Origin of the sequence: Dactylosporangium sp. CA-052675, from assembly GCF_050947935.1 — a bacterium.
Taxonomy (GTDB): Bacteria; Actinomycetota; Actinomycetes; order Mycobacteriales; family Micromonosporaceae; genus Dactylosporangium.
The window spans coordinates 8934960-8951076 of record NZ_CP192010.1; the positions used below are offsets into that span (position 1 = coordinate 8934960).

14 protein-coding genes are annotated in these 16117 nt (G+C 73.5%); 7 read left to right on the plus strand and 7 right to left on the minus strand.

What is annotated here, in order from left to right:
- The first annotated feature begins 54 nt into the window (after positions 1-54).
- The 3 genes from ACQP1P_RS40030 to ACQP1P_RS40040 all read left to right on the plus strand — a co-directional run bounded on the left by ACQP1P_RS40030 (position 55) and on the right by ACQP1P_RS40040 (position 2196).
- A complete protein-coding gene (locus ACQP1P_RS40030) occupies positions 55-420 on the plus strand; it encodes a PPOX class F420-dependent oxidoreductase (RefSeq protein WP_433079389.1) in 366 nt (121 codons plus the stop codon).
- A 1-nt stretch (position 421) separates the two neighbouring features.
- Positions 422-1627 (plus strand): cellulose binding domain-containing protein, encoded by a 1206-nt coding sequence (locus tag ACQP1P_RS40035; RefSeq protein WP_433079391.1) that lies wholly within the window; start codon positions 422-424, stop codon positions 1625-1627.
- 104 nt (positions 1628-1731) lie between these two features.
- A complete protein-coding gene (locus ACQP1P_RS40040) occupies positions 1732-2196 on the plus strand; it encodes a hypothetical protein (protein ID WP_433079393.1) in 465 nt (154 codons plus the stop codon).
- Here ACQP1P_RS40040 and ACQP1P_RS40045 read toward each other — a convergent pair whose 3' ends face one another.
- Positions 2197-2970 (minus strand): aldo/keto reductase, encoded by a 774-nt coding sequence (locus tag ACQP1P_RS40045; protein ID WP_433079395.1) that lies wholly within the window; start codon positions 2968-2970, stop codon positions 2197-2199. It lies immediately after the preceding gene.
- Between the two features lie 36 nt (positions 2971-3006).
- Here ACQP1P_RS40045 and ACQP1P_RS40050 point away from each other — a divergent pair, with 36 nt between their 5' ends.
- The 3 genes from ACQP1P_RS40050 (at position 3007) to ACQP1P_RS40060 (ending at position 5328) form a co-directional block, all read left to right on the plus strand.
- Positions 3007-4362: a GH1 family beta-glucosidase gene (locus tag ACQP1P_RS40050; RefSeq protein WP_433079397.1), complete on the plus strand. Its 1356-nt coding sequence runs from the start codon at positions 3007-3009 to the stop codon at positions 4360-4362.
- Between the two features lie 69 nt (positions 4363-4431).
- A complete protein-coding gene (locus ACQP1P_RS40055; protein ID WP_433079399.1) occupies positions 4432-4857 on the plus strand; it encodes a hypothetical protein in 426 nt (141 codons plus the stop codon).
- Positions 4858-4908: 51 nt separating this feature from the next.
- Positions 4909-5328 carry a winged helix-turn-helix domain-containing protein gene (locus ACQP1P_RS40060; protein ID WP_433079401.1) on the plus strand — a complete coding sequence of 140 codons (420 nt, stop codon included), beginning with the start codon at positions 4909-4911 and terminating at the stop codon, positions 5326-5328.
- 32 nt (positions 5329-5360) lie between these two features.
- On the opposite strand, the gene ACQP1P_RS40065 is transcribed toward ACQP1P_RS40060, so the two are convergent.
- Positions 5361-8177 (minus strand): BTAD domain-containing putative transcriptional regulator, encoded by a 2817-nt coding sequence (locus ACQP1P_RS40065; RefSeq protein WP_433079402.1) that lies wholly within the window; start codon positions 8175-8177, stop codon positions 5361-5363.
- A gap of 57 nt (positions 8178-8234) precedes the next feature.
- On the opposite strand from ACQP1P_RS40065, the gene ACQP1P_RS40070 reads away from it, so the two are divergent.
- A complete protein-coding gene (locus ACQP1P_RS40070) occupies positions 8235-9089 on the plus strand; it encodes an alpha/beta fold hydrolase (protein WP_433079404.1) in 855 nt (284 codons plus the stop codon).
- A 97-nt stretch (positions 9090-9186) separates the two neighbouring features.
- On the opposite strand, the gene ACQP1P_RS40075 is transcribed toward ACQP1P_RS40070, so the two are convergent.
- The 5 genes from ACQP1P_RS40075 to ACQP1P_RS40095 form a co-directional block, all read right to left on the minus strand.
- Positions 9187-9927, minus strand: a complete 741-nt coding sequence (locus tag ACQP1P_RS40075) for an ABC transporter permease (RefSeq protein WP_433079406.1) — start codon at positions 9925-9927, stop codon at positions 9187-9189.
- 5 nt (positions 9928-9932) lie between these two features.
- On the minus strand, positions 9933-10799 hold the full coding sequence (locus ACQP1P_RS40080; protein WP_433079408.1) for an ATP-binding cassette domain-containing protein: 867 nt from the start codon (positions 10797-10799) through the stop codon (positions 9933-9935).
- Positions 10800-11105: a winged helix-turn-helix domain-containing protein gene (locus ACQP1P_RS40085; RefSeq protein ID WP_433079410.1), complete on the minus strand. Its 306-nt coding sequence runs from the start codon at positions 11103-11105 to the stop codon at positions 10800-10802. It abuts the gene before it with no gap.
- Entirely contained in the window at positions 11098-11736 is a 639-nt protein-coding gene (locus tag ACQP1P_RS40090; RefSeq protein ID WP_433079412.1) for a transporter, read from the minus strand. Before ACQP1P_RS40090 ends, ACQP1P_RS40085 begins: the two co-directional genes overlap by 8 nt.
- Positions 11737-12907: 1171 nt before the next feature.
- Positions 12908-16084 carry an efflux RND transporter permease subunit gene (locus ACQP1P_RS40095; RefSeq protein ID WP_433079414.1) on the minus strand — a complete coding sequence of 1059 codons (3177 nt, stop codon included), beginning with the start codon at positions 16082-16084 and terminating at the stop codon, positions 12908-12910.
- Positions 16085-16117: the final 33 nt, after the last annotated feature.

The following is a 16117-nucleotide window of genomic DNA, read 5'->3' on the forward strand; positions in this document are numbered from 1 at the left end:
CCGATCCTAGCAAGTGCGTTCCCTTAGGAGACTGACTCTGCTACGGTTCGGGGCATGAGCCTCATCGACGACACGAACATCGCCCACATCGCCACCGTGCTGCCCGACGGGTCGCCGCACTCCGTCCCGGTCTGGGTGGGGCGCGAGGGCGACCGGATCGCGATCCTCACGTCGCCGCGGTCGCGCAAGGCGCGCAACGTCGCCCGGGACCCGCGCGTGGCACTTTCCATCACCGACCGGGAGCGGCCCAACGCGACGGAGCTCATTCACGGCCGGGTCGTGGAGACGGTCGACGGGGACGCGGCCTGGGACATCATTGATCGAATCGCCCAGAAGTACATCGGCGGGCCCTACCCGCTGCGCGAGGACCGCGTCGTACTGCTCATTGAACCCGAGCGGACGATCTCGAACACTTATTGACATGAATCGTTTCCTGGTGGCGGCCGTCGCCGCCGCGGCCGTCGTCGCGGCCGCCGCGACACCCGCCCGGGCCGCCGCCGTTCCCGGCGCGGCCACGGCCACCTTCACGAAGCAGAGTGCCTGGGCGACCGGGTACACCGGGCAGTACACCATCGACAACGGCACCCCGGCGCCGCTGACCTGGCGGGTCGAGTTCGACCTGCCCGGCGGCACCACGATCGCCAACGCCTGGGGCGCCTCGATCACCCACTCCGGCAACCACTACGTCGCGCTCGGGGAGTCCTGGAACGCCGTCGTCGCGCCGGGCGGGAACGCCACGTTCGGGTGGCTCGCGCAGGGCACCGGCGGGCCGCTCAACTGCTCGCTGAACGGGGCCTCCTGCGCCGGGGCCGCCGACATCCGGCCGCCCTCCACCCCCGGCCGGCTGCGCACGAGCATCGGCACGAACTCGTTCACGCTGCGCTGGGACGCGTCCGGCGACGACACCGGGGTGCGGGCGTACGAGGTCTACAGCGGCGCCGCCCTCGTGGCCACCGTGACCGGCACCGAATACACGATGCCCACGCCGCCGCCGGCGATCATCACGTACCGGGTGCGGGCGCTCGACGCCGCCGGGAACGCGTCGCCGTTCGCGGTCATCACCCCCGGCGGGCCGGCCGACACCGTCGCGCCGGGCGCGCCACCGGCCGTGTACCCGGGGCTGACCGTCATCCGGTGGACGGCCGCGACCGACGACGTCGCCGTGGCCGGCTACGACGTGTACGTCAACGGCGAGCACTACGGCGCGACGAGCAGCCTGTCGCTGACCGTGCCGCCCCTCGGGTTCGGCGAGTTCACGTACAAGGTCGTGGCGTTCGACGGGGCCGGGAACCGCTCCGAGCCCCGGTCGGTCTCCGTCGCGGTCGACCCGGGCCCGACCTCGGACTCGTCGCGGCCGACGGTCCCGGGCGACCTGCGGGTCTCGGTCTCGGCGACCCAGGTCACGTGGTCCTGGACGGCGTCGGCCGACAACGTGGGCGTCGCCGGGTACCAGCTCTTCCACGGGCCGGACTGGATCGGCGACACCACCGCGACGACGTTCGCGGAGCCGCGCGCCGCCGGGCAGACGGTGTTCGGGATCAGGGTGCGGGCCTTCGACCCGACCGGCAACAAGTCGGCGTTCGCGACGCTGACCGTCGTGCTCGACCCGCCGCCTCCGGTGCCGTAGGCAGTCGCGACCGCGACCACCCGCGCGGGGTGAGGCCGCGGGAGCGACGGTCCGGACCCCGACGGACGCCGCGGTAGCGCTGAAACATCCTTATATTCGACGCCGTGGACAGATGGGTGCCGTTCCGGCGGTCGCGCCCGGACCGGGTCGTGGAGCTGGTCCGGCGCGTCGCCGAGGCGGGCGACCCGGGCGAGCACGGCGAGGGCGTCGAGGTGGTCGTCGAGGCCCCCCGCACGACGTGGTGGCGGGCCCTGTTCAACCGCGACGACACCCTCGCCCAGGCCCGGATCGTGGTGACCCGCGAGGGCGGCGCGGTGCGGTACCCGTTCGACATCCAGCTCGTCACGGCGTACGGCGCCGGCGCCGCCCATCGCCTCGGCACCCGGCCCGGGTGGGCGGTGAGCAACTCGGCCGGGATGGCGTTCGTCATCCAGAAGGGCACGCACCGCACCGGCTTCGACTTCGAGGAGCTCGCCGCCGGTGCGGTCGCGGCCCTGGCCAAGCTGCGCCGCAAGCCCCGGGAGCGGGGCTGGCGGGTCCGCGTCGACCGGTCCGTCAAACGGGGCTGATCAGAGGGTGCCGACGGTCTCGATCTCCTCGTTGGTCAGCTCGAAGCCGAGCACCGCCAGGTTCTCGCGCATCCGCTCGGGGCGGGTCGACTTCGGGATGACGACGATGTCGTGGTGCAGCTGCCAGCGCAGCACCACCTGCGGCACGGTCGCGTCGTGGGCCTTCGCGATCGCGACGAGCCGGGGGTCGTCCAGGGGCGTGTTCTTCAGGGAGCTGTACCCCTCCACGACGACCCGCCGCTCACGCATGTCGTCGAGGAAGCGCGGGTCGTGCTGGCCCGGGCTCCAGGCGACCTGGTTCACGACCGGGGTCTCGCCCGTCTCCCGCACCAGCTCGTCGACGAGCGCCGTGTCGTAGTTGCTGACGCCGGCCGAGCGGATGCGCCCGGCGTCGCGCTGCTCCAGGAACGAGACCCAGGTCGGCAGCGACTTGCCCCGGGCCGGCGGCCAGTGGATGAGCCACAGGTCGACGAAGTCCACGCCGAGCGCCTTGAGGCTCGCCTCGAGGGTCTGCCGTTCGCGGCCCGCCTGCGACGGCGGCAGCTTCGTGGTGATGAAGACCTCGGAGCGGTCCAGGCCGCTGTCGCGCAGCGCCCGGCCGATCTCCTCCTCGTTGCCGTACATGGTCGCGGTGTCGATGTGCCGGTAGCCGGCGTCGAGCGCCGCGCGGGCCGACTCGTACGCCGAACGGCCCGTGATCTGCCACGTGCCGAAGCCGATGGTCGGCAGGTTCACCCCCGGCGCCAGCTCCACCGCTGGAATGTCGTGTGCCATGACCCAATCTTGCCCCGGCGCGGTAGCGTGCGCCGTATGCCGGATCTACCGCCGTTCCCGCCGGGCTTCCGCTTCGGCGTGTCCACCGCCGCATACCAGATCGAGGGCGCCGTCGCCGAGGACGGGCGCGGACCGTCCATCTGGGACACCTTCGCCCACACCCCCGGCGCGACCCGCGACGGGCACACCGGCGACGTGGCCTGCGACCACTACCACCGGTGGGAGTCCGACCTCGACCTGATCTCGGGGCTGGGCGCCGGGGCGTACCGCTTCTCGGTGGCCTGGCCGCGCATCCAGCCCACCGGCGAGGGCCCCGCCAACGCCGCCGGGCTCGACTTCTACGACCGGCTCGTCGACGGGCTGCTCGCGCGCGGCATCGACCCGCTCGTCACGTTGTTCCACTGGGACCTGCCGCAGGCGCTGCAGGACCAGGGCGGCTGGGCGAACCGGGACACGGCGATGCGCTTCGGGGAGTACGCGGAGCTGCTCGGCGAGCGCCTCGGCGACCGGGTCAAGCTGTGGATCACGCTGAACGAGCCGTACATCCACTTCGCCCTCGGCCACGTCCAGGGCGTGCACGCCCCCGGGCTGCGGATGCTCTCCGACCAGCTGCCGGTGGTCCACCATCTGCTGCTCGCCCACGGTCTGGCCGTGTCGGCCCTGCGCCGCACCTCGAACGCGCCGGTGACGCTGGCCAACAACCACTCGCCCGTCCGGCCCAGGAGCGACTCCGACGAGGACCAGCTGGCCGCGGCCGTCTACGACCTGGTGCAGAACCACCTGTTCACGGACCCGATCCTGCTCGGGCAGTACCCGCCCGGCTACGAGTTCCTGACCACGGCCGACGTCGACTCCATCGTGCTGGAGGGCGACCTGGAGGTCATCTCCCAGCCGATCCAGGCGATGGGCGTCAACTACTACAACCCGTCGCTGATCGCCGCCCCGCCCGAGGGCGACCCGCTGCCCTTCGTGCGCCTCGACATCGAGGGGTACCCGAAGACCGCCTACGGCTGGCCCGTGGTCCCCGACGGCCTGCGGGAGCTGCTGGTCGGGCTCAAGGAGCGCTACGGCGACCGGCTCCCGCCGATCTGGATCACCGAGAGCGGCTGCTCCTGGCCCGACCTCGACGACCAGTTCCGCATCGACTACATCGCGGGCGACCTGCGGGCCGTGCGCGCGGCCATGGACGCCGGCGTCGAGGTGCACGGCTACTGCACCTGGTCGCTGCTGGACAACTTCGAGTGGGCGGACGGCTACGACCAGCGCTTCGGCCTCGTCCACGTCGACTTCGACACCCAGCGGCGCACCCCGCGGCGGTCCTACGAGTGGTACCGGGAGGTTTGCACCGCAGCTGCACCCCGGCCGGACTTGCAGCAGGACCCGACCGGATGACACGGTGGGTGCGGCGGAATCCGTAGCGTTGCGCAGGTCAGTCGTGTGCAGCCGTTGGGAGTCCCCGCCGTGGCCGAGCAATACGCCGGAGCCCTGCTCTACCTGGTCCCCGTCCTCGTGGCGGCGGTCGTCGCGTTCATCGTGACCCGCCCCGAGCAGGACGACGCCCCGGCGGAGACCACGCTGCCCATGCCGGCCGACCCCACTCGCGCCGCCGCCCCCGCGAACCGTCCGCGGGTGCCGCAGCAGCGCACGTACCAGCCGTTGAACCGCCGCGCGAACCCGTCGACGGCGGCCCCGAACCCGTCGTCGTCCCCGACCCTGCTGCACGCGGCCCTGTCGTCGCACCTGGCCGCGGTGTCGGGCGCGGCGGCGGGGACGACGGCCCCGGCCTCGTCGAAGCTGCCCGCGGTCCGCCCGGCCCGCCTGGTGTCGATCCGCCGCCCGGCCCGCATCCCGCGGCGGCCGCTGCACCGTTGCCCGCACAAGCCCTGACGCGCGCTCAATGTATGGCCACATGGCCATTCCGGTGATAGCGTCCTGGCCATGCTCGATCGCCGCTCCGTGCACGCGCTGTACCGCCAGGTCGCGAACGCCCTGCAGGAGCGCGTCCGCAGCGGGGACCTCCCGCCGGGATCGGTGCTGCCGAGCGAGGCGGCGCTGGCCGAGCAGTACGAGGTGAGCCGCGACGTCGTGCGCGACGCGATGACGGCGCTGCGCAGCGAGGGCGTGATCGTGACCGAGCGGGGCCGGCGCTCCAGGGTTCGCCGGACCGGCCCGCTGCAGGAGCTGCCGGTGCCGCCGGCGGCCGAGATCACGGCCCGGATGCCGACGGCCGACGAGCGCCACGACCTGCAGATCGTCCCGGGCGTCCCGCTGATCGTGATCCGCACCGACGAGTTCGAGACCCGCCACCCGGCCGACCGCGTGGTGCTCGTCAGTCCCCCGGAGCGCGGCGGCGCGTGACCGTCCCCGGCCGCCCAGCGGTCGTCGGCGGGTCAGAGGTAGTCGGCGACCCGGCCCAGGGTCAGGACGCCGCTGCCGGCCGCGTGCTCGTTCGCGGCCGGGCGCAGCTCCGCCGACAGCCGGGCGTGGGTCGCGGTGTCGCCCAGCTCCCGCGCCGCCCGCAGGGCCAGGCACAGCCGCGCCTCCCGGAGCAGGTCGTGCGGGGACGGCGGCAGGTCGCGCAGGGCCCGGCGGTCCCGGTGCAGCAGCGGGCGGGCCCAGGGCTCGTACGGGCCCAGGTCGTCCGCCGGGGTCCAGCGGCCGATCGACACCAGCGCCAGGCCCAGCAGCCCCTCGTGCATCCCCGGCATCTGGGACCTCGCGAGGACGGCGTCCGCGGCACGGTACGCCCGCTCGGCCTCGTCGGCGGCGCCCGCGGCGGCCAGGCGCAGGGCGGCGTACCAGGCGGTGAAGACGGGGACGACCGGCAGGCCGTAGCGCGTGGACAGCGCGTCGGCCGCCGCCGCGTGCTCGTCGGCCCGCGGCAGGTCGTCCAGGGCGCACGCGGACTGCAGGGCGATCAGGTGGCCCAGCACGGCGAAGGTGACCAGGTCGTGCGCGGACGCCAGGTCCAGCAGCTCCTCGGCGATCGCCATCCGCGCGGGGGCCCGGCCCGGGGTCGCGAAGCTGTGCAGGAACCTCGCGTTGAGGGCCAGGGCACGCAGGGCCGGATCGGGGCCGGCCAGCGCGTAGGCCTCCTCGGCGGCCTCGAGCCCCCGCGCGTCCCGGGCGCCGCGCAGCTCCATGGCCAGCGTCGACAGCAGCCGGGACCTCGCCTGGCCCGAGGCGTGCGGCAGGGCCCGCTCGGCCGCCGCGGCGATCGCGGCGGACAGGGGCTCGTCGTCGTTCCTCGGCCAGATCGCCGGTACGGCGAAGGTGTCCAGGCCGCCCATCGACACCGCGGTGGCGCGCAGGCGGCGGGACTGCTCCAGGTGGCCGGTCACGGCCAGGGCCCGGCTCAGGCCCAGCAGCGACCCGGCGTCGCCGGGCGCGTGGTCCAGCGCCTGCCGCCACAGGCGGGCGGCCTCGTGCGGGTTGTTGCGGCGCTCGGCCCGGGCCGCGGCCTCGGCCGAGTACCGGGCCGCCTTCGGGGCCGTGGTGCGCAGGGCCGACGCCGTGAAGTGGTACGCCATGACGTCCGCGTCCCCGGGCGACAACGCCTCCGCCGCCTCGCCCGCGGCCTTGTGCCAGGCCGCGCGCCTCGGCTGCGACAGGTCGCCGTAGATGGTGTCGCGGACCAGGACGTGCGCGAACCGGGTGCCGTCGGCCAGGAACCCCGCCCGCGTCGCCTCCTCCAGCGCGTCCAGCACGTCCGTGCCGGCCGTGCCTGCTAGGGCGGTCAGGGCGGTCAGGGCGGCCAGGAGCTCCGGGTCGATGTCCCGGCCGAGGACGGAGGCCCGGCGCAGGACGTCCCGCGTCGGCTCGGGCAGCTGGGCCAGGCGGTGCCGGATGACGTCGCGGACGCCCGGCGGCACGGTGCGCAGCGCGGCCGGGCCCTCCGTGGCCAGCAGGCGGGCCAGCTCCCGCACGAAGAACGGGTTGCCCCCGGTGCGTTCCCGCAGCAGGCGTACCTCCCGTGCCCCCAGCTCCCGCCCCCCGACCTCCCGCGCGAGGCCGGCCGTGGCCCGCTCGTCGAGGCCGCCCAGCCGGATGCGCAGCGGCTCGGCGCGGGCGAGCCGGGCCAGGAACGCGACGTACTGCGGGCCCGGGTCGGTGTCCCGCGCGGTCGCCAGGAGCCGGACCCGCCCGGGCAGCGCCGCGAGCACGTCCCACACGTCCTGGTCGGCCCGGTGCACGTCCTCGGCGACGAGCAGCACCGGGCCCGGGCCGAGCTCGTCGGCCGCGGTGCGCAGGTCCGTCCACGGCCAGGTGCCGGGGGCGCCCTCGTGCTCGCCGGCCCTCCCCCACCGCACCGGGCGGCCGCCCGCCGCCCACTCGCGGGCGAAGGCCTCCACGAGGGCGCTCTTGCCGGCGCCCGCCTCGCCCTCGACGAGCGCCACGGACGCGGTGCTGCCGCGGAGCCGGGCGAGCTCGTCGTCGCGCCCGAAGAGCCGGGCCGAGGGCTCGGCAAGGCCCGGCGGGGTGAGGCTCTCGGACTGCGCCAGGATGTCGCGCTCCAGGGCGCGCAGGGCCGGGCCCTGGTCGACGCCCAGCTCCGACACGAGCGTGTCGCGGGCCTCGCGCAGAGCGGCCAGGGCGTCTCCCTGGCGGCCGGAGCGGTACAGCGCCAGGGCCAGCAGCCGCCAGGACTCCTCGCGCAGCGGGTGCGCCGCGACGAACGGGCGCAGGTCCGAGACCGCCTCCGCCGGGCGGCCGCGCTCCAGCAGGGCCGCGGCCCGGCGCTGCACGGCCAGCTGGTGCAGCTCGTCCAGCCGGTCGATCTCGGCGCGCGCCCACGGCTGCTCCGCCCACTGCGCGTAGGCCGGGCCGCGCCACAGCGCCAGGGCCTCGTCCAGGGACTCGAGGGTCCCGGCGGCGAGCAGCCGCTCGAAGCGGACGGCGTCGACGGAGTCGGGGGCGGCGCGCAGGGCGTACCCGGGCGCGGCGGTCACCAGCAGGCGCGGCTCGGCGCGCGGCGGGCGGTCCGGCTCCAGCGCGCGGCGCAGGTCCGCGACGAACGTGCGGATCGCGGCCACGGCGCCGGGTGGCGGGGTGCCGGACCACATGTCGTCGGCGAGCACACCGACGGGGACCACCCGGCCGCGCGCGACGAGCAGGCGGGCCAGCAGCGTGCGGTGGCGGGGGCCCTTGAGCGGTACCGGTTGCGGATCCCGGGCCTCCAGCGGGCCCAGGACGCCGAAGGAGATCACGGAGTCGATTATTCGCCGCTGATCCGATGCTGATCGGGCGGGCGCAGGGTCGGTGGCATGGAATTGTCGTACCGTCGCGTCGAAGTCGCCCCCGCCGTCTCCCTCAACGTCGCCGTGTGCGGGGCGGGGAGCCCCGTCGTCCTGCTGCACGGATTCCCGCAGACGCACCTGATGTGGCGGCACGTGGCCCCGGCGCTCGCGGCCGCCGGGCACACGGTCATCTGCCCGGATCTGCGCGGCTACGGTGACAGCGACAAGCCGGACGGTACCGCCGCCTATGCCAAGCGGGTCATGGCCCAGGACGTCGTCGCGCTCGCGGGGGCGCTCGGGTTCGAGCGGTTCGCGCTCGCCGGGCACGACCGCGGGGCCCTCGTCGCGATCCGGGCCGGGCTCGACCACCCGTCCCGCATCACCCACCTCGCCGCGCTGGATGTGCTGCCGACGCTGGATTCCTGGGAGGTACTGCGCGGCACGGCCGGCGTCGTCGGCTTCCACCTGTTCCTGATGGCGGCCCCGGCCCCGCTGCCGGAGCGGCTCATCGCCGGGGCGCCCGACGCGTTCTTCGGGCACTTCCTCGACGCGTGGGGCGACGGTTCCCTGCCGCCGGAGATGCGGCAGCGGTACCTGCGGGCCTCCCGCGACGCGATCCCGTCCATCGTCGCCGACTACCGCGCGACCGCCACGGTCGACGTCGAGCACGACGAGGCCTCCCGGGCCGCGGGCGACCGGCTGGCGATGCCGGTCACGGTGCTGCAGCAGGACTGGGGCGCCGCGATGGGCTTCGACGCCAGGGCCCGCTGGAGCGCCTGGGCGCCGGACCTGCACCACCACACGGTTGCGGCCGGCCACTTCATGGCCGAGGAGCAGCCCGAACTCGTGACCCGGCACCTGCTCGGCCTCCTGGCCCGGTAGCGCGCGCGGGCGGGCGATGCGGCGTCGCGCCGGAGGGAGCCCGAGCCGGTGCCGCGGCACCGGCTCGGGCTCCCCGGCCGTGCGCCCGCCTCCCCCGTCAGCTGAAGCGGGCGCCCTCGTCGCGGCGGAAGGCCCAGGCGGCCAGGGCGGCCATCACGAGGGTCCACGCGGCCAGCGACAGCATCGAGGTCGCCGAGACGCGGAAGTCGCCGACCGCGGCCCAGACCAGCTCGACCGCGCCGCGGGTGGGCAGGTAGGGGGCGATCGTCTCCACGAAGCCGGGCGCCTGGCCCGGGGCCGAGAGCAGGCCGCCGCCGAACGCCAGCGGGAAGAAGATGATCTGGGCGACGGCCAGGGCGGCCTTCATCGGCAGCGCGTAGCCGATCGCGAGGCCCATGAACGTGAACGGCAGCGCGCCGAGGACGACGGCGCCGAGGGCGAGCAGCAGGCCCGTCGCGCTCGTCGTGGCCGCGGTGAACAGCCAGCCGATGACGACCACCGGCAGCAGCGAGATGGCCATGAACGTCAGGCCGGACAGGATGCGCCCGGCGAACGCGGCCGCGGGGCCGGCCGGCAGGGTGCGGGTGAACGGGTCCCAGGGCTGCGCGCGGTCCTCGGAGACGCCGACGCCGTAGGTGAACAGGGAGCTCGTCATCACCGCGAACATCACCATGGAGGCCGTCGCGAACGTGGCGCCTTCGGGGTTGTCGCCGGCGAACGGTACGACGAAGAAGAGCATCGACGCGGCCGGGAAGAACGCGCCGCCGACGACGGCGACGGGGATGCGGATCGTCTCGAGGATGCGGAAACGGGCGTGGGTGAGGGCCAGGGAGGTCATCGCGGCTACCGTCCGGTGCTCGTCAGGGTCAGGAACGCCTCTTCCAGCGTGGTCGGCTGCACCTGGAGACCCTGGAAGGGCACCCCGGTGCGGACCAGGTCGCGGACCAGCTGGTCGGCGTCGGGGGTGAGCAGGGAGGTGCGCCCGTCGGCCCGCTCGACACCGACGACGCCGGGCAGGTCGGGCAGCTCGGTGGCGCTGACGCTGACCCGGTGGATGCCGACCATGGCGCGGATCGCGGCGACGGTGTCGTCGGCCAGGACGCGGCCGTGGCCGACGACCACGACCCGGTCCGCGAGGGCCTCGATCTCCTCGAGGTAGTGACTGGTCAGTACCACCGTGCCGCCCTTGTCGGCGAAGTCCCGGATCGCGTCCCAGAGCGCCCGTCGCGCCTGCACGTCGAGGCCGGTGGTGGGCTCGTCCAGGAACACCAGGCTCGGGCGGCCCGCGAAGGCCAGGGCCACGGCCAGGCGGCGCTTCTGCCCGCCCGACAGGCCGCCCGTCTGCCGCCGCGCCAGGTCGGCGAGGTCGAAGCGGGCCAGGAGCTCCGCCGGCGGTACCGAATCCGGAAAATGGCGGGCGACGAACTGCACGCATTCGCGCACCCGCAGCGTGGACGGCAGGCCCGTCTCCTGCGGGGTGACGCCGATGCGGCGGCGGCTGCGCGGGTCGCGCGGGTCACCGCCGAAGAGCTCGACGGTGCCGCTGGTGGGGCGGCGCAGGCCCACGAGGAGGTTGATGAGCGTGGACTTGCCGGCGCCGTTGGGCCCGAGCAGGCCGACGACGCCGCCCTGCGGGATGTCCAGGCTGACGCGGTCCAGGGCCAGGGTGTCGCCGTAGCGGCGGCTGACCTCGACGGTGCGGGCGAGCATTTACGACTCCTCTTTGGGTGGGTCAATGAGTGCTCGTAAGGCGCTGGTGTAGTCCTCGAACGCGACGCGGCCGCGTTTGGTGAGCCCGGCGGAGGTGGTCGGGGTGCGGCCCCGGAACGACTTCACGACCTCGACGTAGCCGGCCTGTTCGAGCTTCGTCAGGTGTACCGAGAGGTTGCCGGCCGTCATGTCGAGCAGCTGCTGCAGCCGCGGGAACGTCATCCGGTCGAAGTCGCCGAGGCTCGACAGCGCGGCCATGATCCGCAGGCGCGCCTGCACGTGGATCACCGGGTCCAGCTCAGCCACGCTTGCCCCGGAGCTGGAACAGGACCCCGAGCAGGATCAGCCCGCCGCCCCCGCCGAGGGAGATGATGAGCGAGTGCCAGCCGGCCCCGGCCGCGACGCCCGCGATGTTGATGACGGTGAGCCAGGCCCCGAAGACGAACATGTCGCGGGAGACCCAGATCGCGGCGCCGCACATGTACATGGCGGCGACGAGCCCCACGGACGCGCAGGCCCAGAGCAGGCCGCGTTCGGGCTCGGGCAGCAGCCGCGAGAAGTGGCTCATCGTCATGCCGAGGCCGGTGAAGGCGAAGAACCACGCGAAGCCGTACGCCGTGCCCTGCCACGACGACCGCCCCTCGACGCCGCGGCCGCGGACCACGCTCACCAGGACCGTGCTGAGCATGGCGAGGGCCATGAGCACGAAGAGCGTGGCGAGCGGGAGCCAGGCCGGGAGGTGCGCGAAGACCTTGCCGTCGGGGCCGTAGCGCAGGAACAGCAGCCCGAACCCGATGAGCCAGGCCAACCCCCACGGCACGTAGTAGAGCAGCGGGTTGAGCGCGATCGTCCTGGCCGCGTTGGCCTGTTCCTTCTGGATGAGCGCGAGCGATGCGGCAGCCGACGCGGGCGGCGCATCATCATCGACGGGGGTCATGCAAAGAACTTTACGCCATAAACTCATTTACGCAACCCGGGCGGGACGCGGCTCCGCGGTCTGGCCCGGCAGCCCTCCTGAGTGCCGCACTGCCGGAACTCGGGCCGGGCGCGGCTCGCCTCGCCGTCGTGAGATTCGCTTTGACGGCAATAAATCCGGATATATCCGCTTATTGACGCGCGCCGGAAGCGCTCCTGGCACCGTCGGGCGCTGGACGCGCGGCCACCGGCGGACGCTTCGGCTCGCCCATGAAGTCCCCGATCCGAGGCCTGCCCGGGCGCGGCTTCCAGGCCATGCGCCATCGACGTTCCAGATCCAGCGCCCCCGGGACGTTTCCGGGTCCGTTACACAGCCGCTGGCGTACGGTTTGACGGCTCCCGCTCGCCGACGAGGGTGCGCGAGGCGAGGTCCCACGTCGGCGCGCGGTCCCCACTCCCCCGCGTTCGGGCCCGGCCGTCGCGAGGCGGCCTCCGACGCGACCATGGCCGCCGCCCGCAGCGGCCACCACGCCCTGCCCCGCGAAGCCCGGCAACCGCTGACCCGGCCGGCCCCGTCACGCGAAAACGTCAGCGTCCCGCCCCGGTGGCCGCTGCGACGCGACCGCGAGCGGCGCCCCACCACCAGGGCCCCCGCCTCGGCCTCGATCACCAGGCATCCCGCCGCGCCGCTTCGCCCGTCAGGCGGCCGCCCGCGCCCCGGCCGGGCGGGCAGGCGGCCCGGCGCGGGCGCTTCGCGACATCGCGAGCCCGGCCGCCCTCGACCGCGCCGCCGCGCCACGCCGCCGACCGAGCCGAGCCGAGCCGGGCCTGCGAGGCCCCGCGGCCCGGACGCGGACCACGAACGCGACCGCCCGCACAGAGCGGCGGCAGGGCCCGAGCGCGTCGGGCGCCCGCCCCAGGGCGGGCCCAGCGCGATCGAGGCTCGGCCAGGAACCGGGACCAGGGCCGGGCGTGGTCACGTGCGCGCGAGCGGCTGGCGTCGAAGCGAAGGCGGTCGTCAGCTCCAGGTGACGCGAGTCCGTCGAGCGGAGGCCGAACACGCGACCCCGGGGCCGTTCCGCTTCATCCCCACGGTACCCCACCCATCCAAGTTGATCTCAGTTCGCGTCACCGTGGCACTACGCAGCGGAAGGCCGGCCCCCGCGGGAGCCGGCCTTCCGGTGCGCCGTGTGCTAGAGGGTCGTCGGAGCGGGCTCCAACGGGTCGACGCGGTGACGGCCGTCCGACTCGCCGCCGTCCGGTTCCGGGGCGGTGAGCGGCGACGCGTGCTTGCCCTCGCGGCGCAGGCGGCGCTTCTCCTTCGTCGACTCGACCATCGTGTAGAGGGTCGGGACCAGGACCAGGGTCAGCAGGGTCGAGCTCACCAGGCCGCCGATGACCACGATGGCCAGGGGCTGCGAGATGAAGCCGCCCTCGCCCGTGAGGCCGATCGCCATCGGCAGCAGGGCGCAGATCGTGGCGACCGCGGTCATGAGGATCGGGCGCAGGCGGCGCCTTCCGCCCTCGACGACCGCCTCGCGGACGTGCATGCCGGATTCCTGGTACTGGTTGATCAGGTCCATGAGCACGATCGCGTTGGTCACCACGATGCCGATGAGCATGAGCACGCCGATCATGGCGGGCAGGCCCAGGGGCGTGTTCGTGGCCAGGAGCAGGATGATGGCGCCCGTTGCGGCGAACGGGATGGACACCAGCAGGATCAGGGGCTGGGCCACGCTGCGGAACGTCGCCACCATGATGATGAAGACGATCGCGATCGCCGCCAGCATGGCCAGGCCCAGCTGGCCGAAGGCCTCGGCCTGGTCCTGGCTCGCGCCGCCCAGGGTGACCGTCACGCCGGAGGGCAGGCTCAGGCCGTCGAGCTTCGTCTTCAGCTTGGCCGAGACGTCGCCGAGGTTGTCGCTGTCGGCGCGGCCGGTGACGGTGGCGCTGCGGTTGCCGTCGATGCGCGTGATGGCGACCGGGCCGGTGTCCTGGGCGACGTCGGCGATCTGGTCGAGACGCACGAACGGCGGGGTGCCGGGCACCGGGATGGTCAGCGCCTTGAGCTGGTCCAGCGAGGCCGGGGCCGGGCCGGAGCGCAGCACCAGGTCGCGCTGGGAGCCGTCGATGGTCATCTGGGTGAGGGTCTGGCCGCGGTACGCCGCCGCCACGATGCCGCCGACGGCCGCGTCGTTCAGGCCGTACTTCGCGGCGGCGTCCCGCTTGACCTTCACGTCGACGCGGGGGTTGCTCGCGGCGAGGTTGTTCTCGACGTCCGCGATGCCGGAGATCTCCTTCATCGCGGCCTCGACCTGCTGGGCGCCCTTCGCGAGCTCGTCGGGGTTGTTGGCCTTGACGATGACCTGGAGCTGGTCGCCGGAGCCGCCGCCCCCGCCGCCCGACGTGATCTTCACGGTGCCGATGCTGCTGCCGGCCGCGGCGACCTGGCCGCGCAGCTCGTCGACGACCTTCTCGACGTCGGTGCCGTCCTTCGCCGTGACCGAGAAGTTGGCCGTGTTGCCCGACTGGGCGCCCGCGAAGCCGAAGCCCGCCGAGGCGCCGATCGTGGCCTGGTACGCCTCGATGTCGGAGCGCTTGCCGAGCATGTCCTCGATCTTCTTGGCGGCCGCGTCGGTGGTCGCCAGGCTGGAGCCGACGGGCAGCTCCTGCGAGATGGAGAACTCGGTCTGGCCGGACTGGTCGATGAAGTTCGTCTTCAGCGCGCCGGCGAGGCCCATCGTCAGGATGAACACGACGACGCTGAGCCCCACGGTGATCCAGCGGGTGGCGCGGCTGCGGGTGACCCAGGAGATGACCGGCACGTAGGCGCGCTGCAGCGGGCTGCGGCGCTCCTTCTCGTGGGCCTTGGCCTCGATCGCCTCGCGCTCCTCGGTGCCGAGGGTCTTGGGCTGGCGCAGGAACCAGTACGCGAGCACCGGCACCACGGTCAGGGCCACGAGCAGCGAGGCGAGCAGGGCGACGGCGATGGTGACCGCGAAGGGCCGGAACAGCTCGCCGGCGAGGCCGCCGACGAGGCCGATCGGCAGGAACACGGCGACGGTGGTCAGGGTCGAGGCGACGACGGCGCCGGTGACCTCCTTGACGCCGGTGAGGATGGCGTGGACCTTGGCCTCGCCGTATTCCAGATGTCGTTTGATGTTCTCGAGCACCACGATCGAGTCGTCGACGACGCGGCCGACGGCGATGGTGAGCGCGCCGAGGGTGAGCAGGTTGAGCGAGTAGTCGCCGATCCACAGACCGATGAGCGCGACGACGACCGACAGCGGGATCGACACGGCGGTGACGAGCGTCGAGCGCAGCGACACCAGGAAGACCAGGATCACCACGACGGCGAAGAGCAGGCCGAGCGCGCCCTCGGTGGAGAGGCTCTTGATGGAGGACTCGACGAACGGCGCCTGGTCGAAGACCGACGTGATCTTCGTGTCGCCGCCGAGCTGCTTCTCGAGGTCGGCGAGCTTGTCGCGGACCGCGTGGGAGATCTTCACGGCGTTGCCGTCGGGCGCGGCGGTGACGGAGATGCCGAGGCTCGGCTTGCCGTCGGTGCGCGTGATCGAGGTGGCCTCGACGGTCTTGAGCTCGACCGTGGCCACGTCGCCGAGCTTCGCGGTGGGCGTGACGTTGAGGTTCTTGAGCTCGTCCATCGTGGTCAGGGTGCCGCCGACCTGCACCGCGAGGGACTTGTCGCCCTCGGTCAGGGTGCCGGCGGGGAAGGACACGCCGTTGGACTTGAGCGCGGCGGTCAGCGACTGCGCGTTGACCCCGGCCGGACCCGCCTTCTGCGGGTTGAGCGTGATGAGCACGTTCTGCTTCTCGGCGCCGGTCACCTCGACCTGGCGCACGCCCTCGATGCCCTGCAGCTCCGGCACGACGACCTGGTTGAGCTGCTGCGCGAAGGCGATCTGGTCACCGGAGCGGGACGCAGCCAGCACCACGGCCGGCAGGTCGTCGGTCGAGCCGGCGATCACCTGCGGGTCGACGTCCGACGGCAACTGCGTCCGGATACGCGAGATGGCCGTGTTCATCTTGTTGGTGATGTCGTCGACCGACGAGCCGAAGTCGAACGAGACCTGCACCGTCGCGACACCCTCGCGGCTGGTGGAGGTGATGTCCGTCAGTCCGGGCACGCCCTGCAGCGCGCCCTCGATCGGTTTGGTCACCTGCTCCTCGACGATGTCCGGCGACACGCCCGGGTAGGACGCGACCACGAAGGCGGCCGGGAAGTCGATCGAGGGGATGAGCTGTTGCTTGAGTTTCGGAATGGCAATGGCGCCGAAGCCCAGGACGACGATCGCGATGATCGCGACCAGCCCCCGGTTCGCCAAACTGAGCCGGGCGAGAAACGACATGTCTGGAGTCTTCTTCCGGTTGGCTTAGACAGA

What these genes read in the sequence shown, in the direction of transcription:
- ACQP1P_RS40090 (WP_433079412.1), bottom strand. Translation starts at nt 11,736, where the DNA reads ATGACCCCCGTCGATGATGATGCGCCGCCCGCGTCGGCTGCCGCATCG.
- ACQP1P_RS40050 (WP_433079397.1), top strand. Translation starts at nt 3,007, where the DNA reads ATGCCGGATCTACCGCCGTTCCCGCCGGGCTTCCGCTTCGGCGTGTCC.
- ACQP1P_RS40035 (WP_433079391.1), top strand. Translation starts at nt 422, where the DNA reads ATGAATCGTTTCCTGGTGGCGGCCGTCGCCGCCGCGGCCGTCGTCGCG.
- ACQP1P_RS40070 (WP_433079404.1), top strand. Translation starts at nt 8,235, where the DNA reads ATGGAATTGTCGTACCGTCGCGTCGAAGTCGCCCCCGCCGTCTCCCTC.
- ACQP1P_RS40030 (WP_433079389.1), top strand. Translation starts at nt 55, where the DNA reads ATGAGCCTCATCGACGACACGAACATCGCCCACATCGCCACCGTGCTG.
- ACQP1P_RS40080 (WP_433079408.1), bottom strand. Translation starts at nt 10,799, where the DNA reads ATGCTCGCCCGCACCGTCGAGGTCAGCCGCCGCTACGGCGACACCCTG.
- ACQP1P_RS40095 (WP_433079414.1), bottom strand. Translation starts at nt 16,084, where the DNA reads ATGTCGTTTCTCGCCCGGCTCAGTTTGGCGAACCGGGGGCTGGTCGCG.
- ACQP1P_RS40075 (WP_433079406.1), bottom strand. Translation starts at nt 9,927, where the DNA reads ATGACCTCCCTGGCCCTCACCCACGCCCGTTTCCGCATCCTCGAGACG.
- ACQP1P_RS40045 (WP_433079395.1), bottom strand. Translation starts at nt 2,970, where the DNA reads ATGGCACACGACATTCCAGCGGTGGAGCTGGCGCCGGGGGTGAACCTG.
- ACQP1P_RS40060 (WP_433079401.1), top strand. Translation starts at nt 4,909, where the DNA reads ATGCTCGATCGCCGCTCCGTGCACGCGCTGTACCGCCAGGTCGCGAAC.